The 13,988-nt window shown below is 37.1% G+C and carries 13 protein-coding genes, 1 pseudogene and 1 other annotated feature; of the genes and pseudogenes, 12 read left to right on the forward strand and 2 right to left on the reverse strand.

Annotated elements, in window-relative coordinates:
* From dnaI to AC1DSL_RS12830, 12 genes are all read left to right on the forward strand, one after another.
* A partial coding sequence (gene dnaI, locus AC1DSL_RS12775; RefSeq protein ID WP_477532456.1) for a primosomal protein DnaI occupies positions 1–544 on the forward strand: 544 nt, incomplete at its 5' end.
* Between the two features lie 372 nt (positions 545–916).
* Complete coding sequence (locus AC1DSL_RS12780; RefSeq protein ID WP_477532457.1) at positions 917–1,993, forward strand: Fe(3+) ABC transporter substrate-binding protein; 1,077 nt, start codon at positions 917–919, stop codon at positions 1,991–1,993.
* A 73-nt stretch (positions 1,994–2,066) separates the two neighbouring features.
* Positions 2,067–3,698, forward strand: coding sequence for an ABC transporter permease (locus tag AC1DSL_RS12785; protein WP_477532458.1), 1,632 nt, complete (start codon positions 2,067–2,069; stop codon positions 3,696–3,698).
* Position 3,699: 1 nt separating this feature from the next.
* Positions 3,700–4,443, forward strand: a complete 744-nt coding sequence (locus AC1DSL_RS12790; RefSeq protein ID WP_477532459.1) for an ABC transporter ATP-binding protein — start codon at positions 3,700–3,702, stop codon at positions 4,441–4,443.
* Between the two features lie 59 nt (positions 4,444–4,502).
* Positions 4,503–4,736, forward strand: a binding site (T-box leader).
* A 57-nt stretch (positions 4,737–4,793) separates the two neighbouring features.
* Complete coding sequence (thrS, locus tag AC1DSL_RS12795) at positions 4,794–6,716, forward strand: threonine--tRNA ligase (RefSeq protein ID WP_477532460.1); 1,923 nt, start codon at positions 4,794–4,796, stop codon at positions 6,714–6,716.
* A 315-nt stretch (positions 6,717–7,031) separates the two neighbouring features.
* Positions 7,032–7,538, forward strand: a complete 507-nt coding sequence (gene infC / locus AC1DSL_RS12800) for a translation initiation factor IF-3 (protein ID WP_016426708.1) — start codon at positions 7,032–7,034, stop codon at positions 7,536–7,538.
* Positions 7,539–7,568: 30 nt separating this feature from the next.
* Entirely contained in the window at positions 7,569–7,769 is a 201-nt protein-coding gene (gene rpmI / locus AC1DSL_RS12805) for a 50S ribosomal protein L35 (RefSeq protein ID WP_016426709.1), read from the forward strand.
* Positions 7,770–7,820: 51 nt separating this feature from the next.
* Positions 7,821–8,180, forward strand: coding sequence for a 50S ribosomal protein L20 (gene rplT / locus AC1DSL_RS12810; protein ID WP_016426710.1), 360 nt, complete (start codon positions 7,821–7,823; stop codon positions 8,178–8,180).
* Positions 8,181–8,427: 247 nt separating this feature from the next.
* Positions 8,428–8,709 (forward strand): DUF1294 domain-containing protein, encoded by a 282-nt coding sequence (locus AC1DSL_RS12815; protein WP_477532461.1) that lies wholly within the window; start codon positions 8,428–8,430, stop codon positions 8,707–8,709.
* Between the two features lie 388 nt (positions 8,710–9,097).
* Complete coding sequence (locus AC1DSL_RS12820) at positions 9,098–10,438, forward strand: tyrosine-type recombinase/integrase (protein WP_477532462.1); 1,341 nt, start codon at positions 9,098–9,100, stop codon at positions 10,436–10,438.
* A 2-nt stretch (positions 10,439–10,440) separates the two neighbouring features.
* Positions 10,441–12,582, forward strand: coding sequence for a site-specific integrase (locus AC1DSL_RS12825; protein ID WP_477532463.1), 2,142 nt, complete (start codon positions 10,441–10,443; stop codon positions 12,580–12,582).
* Entirely contained in the window at positions 12,548–13,021 is a 474-nt protein-coding gene (locus AC1DSL_RS12830; protein ID WP_477532464.1) for a hypothetical protein, read from the forward strand. Before AC1DSL_RS12825 ends, AC1DSL_RS12830 begins: the two co-directional genes overlap by 35 nt.
* A gap of 54 nt (positions 13,022–13,075) precedes the next feature.
* On the opposite strand, the pseudogene AC1DSL_RS12835 reads toward AC1DSL_RS12830, so the two are convergent.
* Together AC1DSL_RS12835 and AC1DSL_RS12840 are read right to left on the reverse strand one after the other, a co-directional pair.
* Positions 13,076–13,384 (reverse strand): annotated as a pseudogene (locus tag AC1DSL_RS12835) (LLM class flavin-dependent oxidoreductase); the annotation flags it as partial.
* A gap of 177 nt (positions 13,385–13,561) precedes the next feature.
* The coding region (locus AC1DSL_RS12840; RefSeq protein ID WP_477532465.1) for a hypothetical protein at positions 13,562–13,988 on the reverse strand (427 nt) is incomplete at its 5' end.

The raw sequence follows: 13,988 nt of genomic DNA on the forward strand, positions 1-13,988 counted from the left end.
CGTTACATACGATCATAATACCCGTGTGAATCTAGGTCCGGCAGCAAATGCATTTATGGAAGAAGTCAAAACGACAGGGAAGTTACCGTCAAAAGGCTTTTATATCTTTGGCGAATTTGGCGTTGGTAAATCCTATGTATTAGGCGCACTGGCAAATGAACTGGCTGAACAGAAAATAAAAACAGTTCTTGTCTACGTGCCGGAATTTTTACGTGAAATGAAACACGCTATACAGGATCAGTCACTTCAGGAAAAAGTGGATTATGTAAAGAAAGCACCTGTACTTATGCTCGACGATTTAGGAGCTGAAACATTATCCAGCTGGACGAGAGACGAAATCCTTGGGACTGTGTTGCATTATCGTATGGCAGAGAACTTACCAACTTTCATTACATCGAACTTTGACTATGACGGACTCGAAGAGCATTTAGCGTACTCCGGAAAAGGCGAACGGGAACTAGTGAAAGCAGCGCGAATCATGGAACGTATACGTTCAATAACAATTCCTATGCGACTGAGCGGAAAAAATAGAAGAGATGGATAAAGAAAATTGTGACTACCTTGACTGTTTCAGTCGGGTAGTTTTTTTATGGGGAAATGTAAATGACAGAAGACGTGCATTTTAAACCAGACATGAAAGCCAACTGAAAATGAGAAATAATATTTTTTTATTTTTGGCTCTATTAAATGGTGTGGTTGTTTATCGTAAATTTGCGCTTGCTGGTTCGTCCGCGGAAAGAGCAAAGATTCCTTTTTATAAAATTAACCTTGAAAGTTAATAAATCCCTTATTTTTAGAATAATAGAAATATTAAATGCTATGAAGAGGGTGATTGACATTCTCAATTACATGCCTATAATTGAGAGTGAGAATCGTTTTCAATGGTTCACTACATATACAAAGGGAGAGACATTCAGTGAAAAAAGCATTATTTCTTGTTTTAGCTTTTGCTCTAGTCGTATTATCTGCATGTGGCAACGATACTACTTCTAAGGATACAAAGAACAAAGCAACAAAAGAAACAAACGAAACAAACGAAAGCAAAGAAGTAAACCTATACACAGCTCGTCACTATGATGTAGACGACCAACTCTACAAAAAATTCGAAGAAGAAACTGGCATCAAAGTAAATGTAATCAAAGGTGAAGCTGACGAATTACTTGAGCGTATTAAACGCGAAGGTGATGCAACAGAGGCAGATTTATTCTTGACTGYCGACGCTGGACGTTTACACCGTGCAAAAGAGGATGGGTTACTGCAAGCGGTTTCAAGTGATGTTCTGGATGAACAAGTTCCAGCCAACTTCCAAGATAAAGATCAAATGTGGTACGGTTTAACGAAACGTGCTCGTGTCATTGTCTACAACAAAGAAACAGTGAAACCTGAAGAATTATCAACATATGAAGCGTTGACTGAAGACCAATGGAAAGGTCGCGTCTTGATTCGTGGCTCTGAAAATGTGTATAATCAATCTTTGTTAGCTTCTTTCATTGAAATCAATGGTGAAGAGAAAGCAAAAGAGTGGGCTGCTGGATTAGTATCGAACTTTGCACGTGATCCTGAAGGTGGAGACCGTGATCAAGCGAAAGCAATTGCTGCAGGTGTTGGCGATGTAGCAATCATGAACACTTACTACTATGGTCAAATGCTAAACTCTGAAGATCCAGAAGAAGTTAAAGTTGCAGAAGGCTTAGGCTTGTTCTTCCCTAACCAAGAAACGACAGGTACTCATGTTAACGTAAGTGGTGCCGGAGTTGTAAAAAATGCGAAGAACAAAGACAATGCGATTAAATTACTTGAGTTCCTATCATCTCCTGAATCTCAAGGGACATTTGCCGAAGCAAATTATGAATACCCAGTAAATGAATCAGTTGAACCGACTGAATTACTTAAATCATGGGGCGAATTCAAAGAACAAGATATTCCATTATCAGTTCTTGGTGACAACAATGCAAAATCAATTTTAATCTTCAACGAAGTTGGTTGGAAATAAACAAATCAAATGCCCTTGTTACGTTCAAACGTAACAAGGGATTTCTTGCGATTGGATAAGAGGTGTTGGTGACGTGCAAAGAAGATTGGCTAGTGTGAATATGTGGACGGTAGCGGCGGCAATCATTATGATTCTCCTGTTTTTACCGAATTTAACGATTGTAACGGGCGTTTTTTCGCCAGCCAATGAAAACTGGGAACATATGAAAGAATTTGTTCTAGGCTCTTTCATTAAAACCTCACTGATTTTAGTTAGCACTACCGCTCTACTAACGATATTTATAGGGTTGAGTCTGGCATGGTTGATTGCGCAATATCAATTCCCTTTGAGAAAATTTCTAAAATGGGCTCTTATTTTGCCTCTATCCATCCCACCTTTTATTGGTGCATATACATACCACGGGATTGTCAATTACACAGGAGTAATACAAAAGACTCTTAGAAATCGATTCGATATGGAGCTGGATCCTTCATTTTTTGACATCATGAATCTGCCCGGCGCAATTTTTATTTATACGATTTTTTTATATCCTTATGTTTATACAATTACCCGAATATTCTTATCCCAGCAATCCGCTTCATTGATTGAAAGTGCAAGAGTGCTCGGAAAAGGTCCTTGGCGCACGTTTTTCCAAGTCGTCATACCGATTTCAAGGGTTTCCATTATTGGTGGAGCAAGTTTAGTTGTGCTGGAAGTGTTAAATGATTATGGTGTGGTGAAATACTTTGGCATCCAGACATTTACGACGGCAATATTTCAAACTTGGTTTGGTTTAGGTGATATTGAATCATCAATTAAACTTGCCGCATCCCTTATGGGGTTTGTAATCTTGATTCTATTGATTGAAAAATTATTGCGTGGAAGAAGGCAATACAGTTATTCCACCACCAAAGTACGGCCATTGCCGCTTATTCAGTTGAGAGGCATGAAAGCGTTTCTTGCAACTGGTTACGGGTTGTTGATATTAAGTCTAGGATTCTTCATTCCAATAGCCCAGCTGATTGATTGGATGCTCCTGACATTTGGGACAATCCCGATGGATGAATTTCTGACTTACGTTAAGAACTCAGTAACAGTAGCTGGCATCAGTGCATTTGTGATAATTGTTTTCGCTTTGATTGTCGGAAACTTCAGTCGTTTGGTTCATAGCAAAGTAGCGAAACTGTTACCTAAGTTAACAATTCTTGGTTACTCTATACCAGGAGCGGTGATTTCCGTAGCAGTTGTTACTGCATTTATTGCACTCGATCGTTTTCTTGCACCTTTGTATCAAATGCTCGGTGTTGGGACAACACTTGTTCTAAGTGTAAGTTTAACGATGTTGATTTCCGCCTATATCATCCGATTCTTTGCAATTGGTTATAATTCCATTGAATCTGGATACGATAAAATTGGAACAGACTTTAGGGACGCTTCAAGACTTCTAGGTGTCGGGCTGACAAAAACGTTTTTCAAAGTAGATGTACCGATGCTGAAAGGCGCAATTATCAGCGGATATATTTTAGTTTTCATTGATATATTAAAAGAAATACCTTTAACGTTAATATTACGTCCATTCAATTTTGATACGCTTTCAACAAAAGCATTCCAATATGCAAGTGATGAAAAAATTATGGAAGCTTCACAAGCTTCGTTATTAATTGTCGGTATTAGTGCCCTTGCCATTGTTATTTTCTATAAGTTTCTCGAAAAGGAGCCGGATTGACATGTTTATTTCCATTCAAAATGTTTGTTTCAAATATCCAAATATAAATCGCTCTGCACTAGACCAGTTTTCAATGAATATTGAAAAAGGGGAAGTCATCTCAATATTAGGTCGAAGCGGCAGTGGAAAAAGCACGATACTGCGTCTCCTAGCTGGACTTGAAAAGCCAACTCAAGGTACATTGACGATTCAGGATGAAGTGATCTTTGATAACAAAACATTCCTGCAACCTGAGAAGCGAGGCATAGGAATGGTGTTTCAGGATTATGCGCTGTTTCCACATATGACGGTTGGAGAGAATATCATATTCGGTTTATTTAAAATGAAAAAAGCAGAAAAGAAAAAACGCCTCGCAGAAGTTCTTGAATTAGTTGAACTTCAAGATTATGAGAAACGTTATCCGCATCAACTTAGTGGGGGTCAACAACAACGTGTGGCAATTGCAAGAGCTATTGCGCCAAACCCACACTTAATTTTATTGGATGAGCCTTTCAGTAATTTAGACGCAGAACTGCAAGTGAAAATTCGTAAAGACTTACGTGAAATTATTAAAAAAGCAAATATTACGTCCATCTTCGTCACACATGACGAAAATGATGCCCATGCATTAGCGGATCGCATCGTTAAGTTGAAAGATGGTTGCATTGATTTAATCGGTCGTCCTTGTGATTTGCTCGGGATTCATCCCAATCCAACACCACAATTCGTACCGGAACAAGAAGCCCGAGAATTAATGAGTGTATAATTTTAAATTTTCAGTTGCATTTGATTTCATGCAAGAGTAAAATGTCAACATACGAATAAAGAAATGCCAAGAAGAGGACAATACTTGTCTGTACGACTTTTTAGAGAGAGAAGCCCTGGCTGAAAGCTTCTTAAGTACGACACTCAATTTACCACCTCGGAGCAGCAACAGTGAAATCGTTAGTAACTGTTGACGGTAACGGCCCGTTAGCCGGCTCAAAGCTTCATCTTTTTAGTCCTGGACTGAAGAGAAGGAAGAAGGGTGGAACCACGAACTCAAACCTCGTCCCTTTCATAGGACGGGGTTTTTTTGTATTCAATTTTAATAATAAAAACGAAGGAGTGGGGTAAATGTCAGAAACAATTCAACTGAAATTTCCAGACGGCGCGATAAAGGAGTTCCCAAAAGGTACGACAACCGAAGATGTTGCAGCATCAATCAGTCCCGGCCTTCGTAAAAAAGCGTTGGCTGGTCAACTGGATAACCAACTTGTAGACTTGAAAGCACCACTTGAGCAAGATGGTGCAATTGCCATTGTTACTCCAGGCTCAGATGAAGCGCTGGAAGTGTTGCGTCATAGTACAGCTCACTTATTGGCACAAGCAGTAAAGCGTCTTTTCAAAGATGTGAAATTAGGCGTAGGTCCAGTAATTGAAAATGGATTCTATTACGATATCGATTCACCACAACCGATTACTGCAGAAGATTTGACGGCTATTGAAAAAGAAATGAAGAAAATCATCAATGAAAATCTTGAAATTGTACGTCACAACGTGTCTCGTGCAGAAGCATTTGACAAGTTTAAAGAGGATGAATATAAAATTGAGTTGTTGGAAGCAATTGCTGAAGATGATCAAGTATCCATTTACGAACAAGGTGAATTTTTCGACTTATGCCGTGGGGTGCACGTTCCGTCTACTGGTAAGTTAAAAGAATTTAAATTACTAAGTATTGCCGGTGCATATTGGAGAGGTAACAGCGACAATAAAATGTTGCAACGCATCTACGGAACAGCTTTCTTCACAAAAGAAGAATTGGCTGCACATCTGAAAATGCTTGAAGAAGCGAGAGAGCGTGACCACCGTAAAATCGGGAAAGAACTTAATTTATTCATGAACTCACAAAAAGTAGGCCAAGGCCTGCCGATGTGGTTACCTAAAGGTGCAACAATCCGCCGCATCATCGAACGCTATATTGTCGATAAAGAAGTGAAGCTGGGTTACGATCATGTATACACGCCAGTAATGGGCAGTGTGGAACTGTACAAAACAAGCGGCCATTGGGATCATTATCAAGATGATATGTTCCCGGTAATGAGTATGGACAATGAAGATCTAGTATTGCGTCCGATGAACTGCCCTCATCATATGATGATTTTCAAAAATGGCATTCATTCATACCGTAACCTGCCTATGCGCATTGCTGAGCTTGGTACAATGCATCGTTATGAAATGTCAGGTGCTTTGAGTGGTCTTCAGCGTGTACGGGGAATGACATTGAATGATGCGCATATCTTCGTCCGCCCAGATCAAATCAAAGATGAGTTCAAGCGTGTCGTTCAATTGATTATTGGTGTTTACAAAGATTTTGATATTAATGATTACTCATACCGTTTGTCTTACCGTGATCCAGAAGATAAAGAAAAGTACTATGATGACGACGATATGTGGAACAAAGCACAAAGCATGCTGAAAGAAGCAATGGATGAGCTAAACTTGGACTACTACGAAGCTGATGGCGAAGCGGCGTTCTATGGCCCTAAATTGGATGTAATGGTCAAAACTGCAATAGGTAAAGAAGAAACGTTATCCACTGTTCAACTTGACTTCTTATTGCCAGAGAAATTTGATCTATCCTACATCGGTGAAGACGGCAAACAACATCGCCCAGTTGTCATCCACCGTGGAGTAGTATCAACTATGGAACGTTTCGTTGCTTTCCTAATCGAGGAGTATAAAGGTGCATTCCCGACTTGGCTGGCACCGGTTCAAGTTCAAGTCATCCCGGTTTCTAACGAGGTCCACTTCGATTATGCAAAAGACGTTATCGAAAAACTTCAGGCAGCAGGCTTGCGTGTTGAGATGGACGAACGCGATGAAAAACTTGGCTACAAGATTCGTGAAGCACAGATGCAGAAGATTCCATACATGCTAGTCCTAGGTGACAAGGAGCTGGAAAGCGGCTTCGTGAATGTACGCAAGTACGGTGAGCAGAATTCAGAAAGCATTCCATTTGACGAGTTCCTTTCACGCATTCAACAAGAAATTAACTAAAGCTGTTGACAGCGAATTTTGTCTATGGTATTATTATTAAGGTTAATGAATACAAAGTTTGTGGTATAAGAAGAGGCTGCCCGCTTCTCACCTGATTGACACTAGATGTAGTTGACAGGTCGGCACACGATTGAACGTAACGTACAGCATTGTACTTGCATATATCGGCGGGCGGACATCTACTTATGTAAATGTCCGCTCGTTTTTTTATTGGTCCGGAACGGCGTAACCGATTTATTGAGCAGTTCGATAAACGATATGCCCAAACCATGTATTCGCGACACTACCTGGAGGTGGATTACTATTAGCAAAGACATGTATGTAAACGATGGCATTCGCGCTCGTGAACTTCGTATTATCGATCAAAATGGTGATCAATTAGGAGTTAAAACGCGTTTTGAAGCGTTAGAAATTGCCGCTCGTGTTAATTTGGATCTTGTCCTTGTGGCCCCTCAAGCCAAGCCACCAGTCGCTCGTATCATGGACTATGGTAAATTCAAATTTGAGCAGCAAAAGAAAGATCGTGAAACTCGTAAAAATCAAAAGATTATCGTATTGAAAGAGGTTCGTTTGAGCCCGACAATCGATGAACATGATTTCCAAACGAAATTACGAAATGCAATCAAGTTCCTTGAAAAAGGAGACAAAGTCAAAGCTTCTATCCGTTTTAAAGGCCGTGCAATTACGCACAAAGAAATTGGCCAACGCGTGTTAGATCGTTTTGCAGAAGCTTGTGCTGAAGTATCGACGGTTGAACAAAAACCGAAGATGGAAGGCCGTAGCATGTTCTTGGTTCTTCAACCGAAGAACGAGAAAAAGTAAGATTGACGAACAGTTTAGGAGGAATTCGACATGCCAAAAATGAAAACTCACCGCGGCGCGGCTAAGCGTTTTAAAAAGACTGGTTCTGGAAAAATAAGACGTGCATCTGCATACCGCAGTCACTTATTCGCAAATAAGTCTACTAAAGCTAAACGTAAGTTACGTAAAGGTGGACTAGTTTCTTCTGGTGACTACAAACGCATCAAATCACTAATCGCTTACATGAAGTAAGTTAAGACTCGAAACTTAAACATTCGAAATAAAAGCAGGAGGTAATGTATTATGCCACGCGTAAAAGGCGGAACAGTGACGCGCCAGCGTCGTAAAAAAGTTATAAAATTAGCAAAAGGTTATTATGGTGCTAAAAAATTACTATATAAAGTAGCAAACCAAGCAGTTATGAAATCAGGTAACTATGCTTACCGTGACCGTCGTAACAAAAAACGTGACTTCCGTAAATTATGGATCACACGTATCAATGCAGCAGCTCGCATGAATGGTCTTTCTTACAGCCGTTTAATGCACGGTTTGAAATTAGCTGGTATTGAAGTTAACCGTAAAATGTTAGCTGACCTAGCTGTTACAGACGCAGCAGCATTCACACAATTAGCAGAAGCTGCTAAAAAATCAATGAACAAGTAATTTTACTTATTCAAAAGGCTGATGGATTTTCCATCAGTCTTTTTTTATACTAATTCATACATAGTATTTTTGAGGTTCTGAAGATAATGGGGATAGATTGTGAAAAATTTATCGTTCATACTAAGGTATTTTTCGATCTAAACTTGAATTTATCGCTCAAACTGAAGAGTTTATCGTTCATAGTCGTCTCAGAGGCAAATAAACTAGTTGAGACTAATCACGTCAATCTATTAGGGGGAATTTTAGTATGCATCTCATACTTATCGGGTTTTTCATTGTCATGTCCATCGTTTCGTTTTTTACGATGGTTCATGATAAAGCAGCAGCAAAAGCACATAAACGTAGAGTGCCAGAACGCACTCTATGGAACCTTGCGATACTTGGCGGTGGAGTGGGAGCGTACCTAGGAATGATTCTCTATCGCCATAAGACAAAGCATATGTCTTTCCGAATCGGTTTTACATTACTGGCGATTCTACAGGTAGCTTTAATCATCTGGGCTGCTCCATTGTTGAAAGAGTGGTCATGAAAAAAAGCAGTTATTGGATGATTCGCAAATAGAGTCCTCAGTCCACGCATAGATTCGTTGTGAACGCGAATAGGACCTTTACAAGCGAGAATAGGACTTCAAATTACGCGAATACCTTCAAAAATCTCATAATCCAATAACTAAATCAAAAACCCGACACTTACTCTGTAACATTAAAGACAAGTAATTGTACATGATGGTTGATTTTATCATCACTTGTTTATAATGTTGCACATAAAAGATGTACACTACTAAAATTGAATTTAAGTAGTGTACATTTTTTATTTTGACAAAAAATTTAGAGCATATTATTAAAGTGTGTACCATTTTACAATTATGGATATAAAAGATACAGTAGAACAAACATTCTCCATGGAGGTGATACCTTTTGTATTGGTATGAATATTGTCCAAAACATATAGAAAGTAAATACCAACTATTAGTATTTAAAGAGAATCAACCATTTTTACCTTTAACGGATTATTTCCATGATTGTTTAGGTCGGATAGACAAAAGCTCTGCAACATCTTATTTAAACTGCTTACTTCCTTTTTTAAAGTGGTTAGATGAACACAGTAATTATCAAGGTGAACGTGTGCAATGGAATGAGAATGAAGAAAAGATTCGAGTAGCAGTTGAAGATTATTTAATGCACGAAATGAAATGTAAAATTAGAGATAACGATTCATTTCGATTTGTGAATTTAACAAGTAAAAGTCCGAATGCAATTGGTCGGTTTTTATCAGCGTTAAAATCGTTTTACAAAGCGATGATACGTTTAAATCACTACGTATATAGTAATCCATTAATTGATGGTCAAGTCCTATTACATCAGTATACAGAAGATTTAAATGGTGTTCGAGTAGATAAACCAAGAATGCCTTCTGTTGCTGGAACAGAAGGACCTGTAATACATCGGAGATTAACAGACTCATATTTTAAAATCATTAACGAAGAATGGCAACCACAAATTATTGATGATATGGATTTACCATACCAAATCTATCAGGCAGGAAAGAAAGTAAATTGGTCGCAACGAGAAATGATTATTACTCGTATGTTATTTGAAACAGGCGCAAGAGCATCTGAAATTATTGAATTAACTGTTGGGGATTATAGAAATCGTAAAAGTCATCAAGAGGTTATCACGTTTAATAAAGGAAGTCATGGAAAGAAAGTAAAGTTTCTACGATTCAGTAAAGATACCGTTAAACGAATGTTTCACTATATCGAAACGGAACGAAAATCCGTTGATAAAGACCATTTGTGTTTTCATGAATTACCCGACGATGCTTGTCTATTTTTATCATTAAATGGTACGCCCTTAACTTATCATGCTTGGTACTACCATTGGAATAAAGCAATGAAAGCAAATGAACTAAGTTTAAATCCACATAAAGCAAGGCATTGGTTCGTTACATCCAGACTACGAGAAATTTATAACATTTCAACAAATGATGCTGAAATACAGCGACGAAAAAATGAACTGATTAAATATATGAAATGGAAAAACCCCGATACGATGAATGTATATGAACACTATTTTGATGAAGAAAAGCATCGTGAGGCACATGACCAAATGTTAAAACAAATGGAACATAGAGAGAAAGATTACAATAAGCAATCTAAATCTTCGATAAAGTTGAAACCAAGACTACAAGTTATTCAAACGACAAATACTGAAATATTAGATGCAGATTTACAAGAGTTGTTAGAAGGGTTGGAATAAATGTGATTGTAACTACGCAGCAGATACCGACAACAGAATGGTATCAAAAATGGGTTGGTAAAATGGACACCAAGCTGATGTGTCTACAAAACAGTAGAGGTGAAATTCTAATCAACAAAATTGACGAACGTATTATGAAATATCTTCATAATAATTGCTTAGAGTATGATTGGAGAAATCATTTATTATTAACCGTACTTATTGAAGCGGATAGAAATTTAGATGCATATACTATATATAACAGAATTAATTCTTTACATGCACGATTGAAAGATATTTTTAAGGTCTTTTCTCTTGCCATGATGTCAGATTTTGACGTAAATATTCATTTATATAGATATTTAAAAGGAGATGTTCTGTCGGATGATTCCTACAACAAAAGGAAAGATATATTAAGTGTTTTTAATACGATCTTCTATAAAACGAATAAATGGATAGGAAGCAAACTCTCTGTTGAGGAACAGGGATATTTTAAACAATATTTATTTGAACAACCATCTTTTAACAATCGCGATTTTTCTTTCTCAAAATTAGCGATAGAAAAAGCACAGGCTATTCGAAAAGATGAAACGGATGCTATCGTGCCACACCTCCCATCTATTCGTGCAGAAGCAAATTTCCGTTGGAATCAAATGAAAAGACTCCGAGATGCTTTTCATAAGGAAATTAACAAAGTTGAAACAAAATCAATTACTCTTCCTTCTGAATTTTATTACGATGAACCAGAACGTATAGGAGAGCGTTTTTATTTTCGTTTATGGGATAAGCCTTCATTTGTTCTTAACCATCGGGAACAGTTTTCAGACACTGTTATAAAACAAGCTGAACAAAGAAAAGTAACATACTCCGATGAAAATAATATGTATTTCCTTGAATTTATATATGCAGAATCACTAAATATTGATCCTGATGTAGAGGGGCTTTGGTTTAATGAGCTAATTGAGTACAATGTGATAGGAAGATGGGAAAAATGTAGACCTATAGAAGAACATGAGGGTATCTTGAATTATTTATCAATGCATGGTTATGAATCAAACGGTAAAACACATCCCACTCCTTTCAGCTCAAGACAAGCAGGAGTCCTTAGCCCTTCAACTTTTATTACACAGAATAAACAAAAGTCAGAGGGAATATTAATTGATGTGGAACCGTTTTATGTTGCTTGTACGTTTGGAATTTTAGCAATCGATATTTTAACAACTACAGGTGCAAGAATTAATGAATTACTTCAAATCAATAATACAAAAGAATGTATAGAAGTGAAGAAAGTCAAAGACAAATTACACTTCTCTTTTAAAGCAGTTCCTAAAGGTAGAGATTCATTAGAAGAATTTTATATTAGCAAGCAGACAATGGGGTTAATTCAAACTGTATCAAGAATGTTAAAAGAACATTATAATTCCTCTAACATCTCAAAGGTTCATTATAGATATAGAAGAAAGCATCTATTTTCAGAACCTAAACCTTATTATTTTCAATATGAGGGTAAAGCGTTTGAAGAAAGGGCAATATACAGTTCAATTCGTTTTCTACTTCATGGTTTAGTTTTTGAAACACCTAATGGAAAACCTGTAACAATTAAAACACATCTTTTACGTCATGCTTTTGCGACAGAAGCAGTGCAACGCCAAAAAATGTCGATTGACATTGTAGGTAAAATGTTGCATCAAAAGGATTTGAATGTCACTGGTTATTACTCGGCTCCTACTCCTACCCAAATTGCAGAATCAGTAAGAGAATTGCATGATGTAATATCCAGCTATGTAGATATAGATGATGCGTATTTAAGAAGTGGTGAAGAGTTGCAAAAAGAGTTAGATGATCATATAGAAAAAGTGGGTGTATTCAATAAAGTATTAGGTGGTACGTGCGTCACTGATTACGTTTGTCCTACTAAAATGCAATGTTTGGGTTGCAAAGCTAAAATTCCAGAACCAGATCAAGAAGGAGAACTTTTAGAAGTAATTCAATTATCGAAGGATATGGAGAAACGCTTTAAACAATTAGGATTAGAAGTTGAAGTTCGCAAAGCAAAAGAAATGGCAAAGCAAGCTAAGATCGAACTAAAAGAGATTGACTTGATAAAACAATATAGAGAGGAACGTCAATATGAACCAACAGTCCAACATAATCCATTCAGATAATCGCCAATGGCTTGAAAAGGTGCATCAGCAGCGTAAAGAACGTTCTGTTTCTATTGGTGTTGAAACAATTGATATACTCGTTAATAGAGGTATTCCCGTGACATATCATAATATTAGCAAGCATTCTAAGCAGCTTGATCCTCAAGGGAAAGGGATTCATCCGAATACAATTAAGCGTAATGATGATTTATATGCTTATTACAAAGAGCATAGTAAAACATTTAAAGTGAATAAGGTGCGTAAAAAGCCCATAGAGACGCCAAAATTTGATGAATCAAGTTTAAGGAAGATTTCTCCCAAACGTGATATCAACCTCGTTAAAACAAAGTATAAGAAGCTTACGAAGGAAGAATTAGTGAATAGACTAATAGCCGTAGAACAATATGTTGCACAAAATCAAAAGCGGTGGGTTGCCAATCAATTTGAACAGTTTAAATAGACAATTATTGAGATGCAAAGATAGCCTTGCCTTGTTAAGTTATTTTTAACAAGGCTATCGATTAAAGAATACATATAAAATACCTTTTTCTTTTTCCAAACGTGCGATTTCTTTACAAACGATTGGAGCCACTTCTTTTCCTAATAACTCAATTGAACGCATGACATCTCATGTGGTATTACACTTAGAGGAACGTGTAACATAAAACGAGTAATGCCTACGTTTTTACGCAGGAAAATAATTTTTTCTGCAACAGTTTTCGCATCTTCTACATATAAAGCACCTTGTAAGCTACGTGCGTGATCATATGATTCTTCGCTCACGACCATTGACATTCATTCGTTCTCGGGTTGATGGGGAGAAAAACGCTATTGACAGTGTAAATTATCATAATATCGGCATGTGTTTCAACAGCAAATTAACAATATAAATGGCAAATAAAAACGCTCAGAAATCTGAACGTTTTTTGACGTATATTTACTATCATTATTTTACTAAAGCATCTGTTACTTTAATAAGTTTATTATGTTCCTTGAAGTTTTATTGTGGTGGTTTACTACTATAAACTACTTCACCCTCACTATTGTAAGCAATATAATCAGCATCATATATTTCATCACTTTTGGTTCTAAACAATCCAAATTTCTCATCTGAATCCTTAGCAAGAAGTTTGAAATTATGAATTGAATCCCCACCTTTGACAATTTTCACGCTATCTATTTCTTTATCGAATACCCTTAGTAAAACAGCATTAAATTCTTCTTCATTGCTAAAAGGAGAATCGAAAAATGAAAGGTGGATTGGTTCAGTTATCCCTTCTGGAATAAAGGAATAATCTCTTTTTTTCTTCCAAGAAAACAACGATTTTTCAAGATACATTTCCATCTCAGTACCATCAGCCGTTTTGGAAAAAGCAACTGATTTATTGTMATCAATTACTTCAATATGATTTATGTTTGTAACGTTC

The organism is Paenisporosarcina sp. P4_D4 (assembly GCF_056401835.1).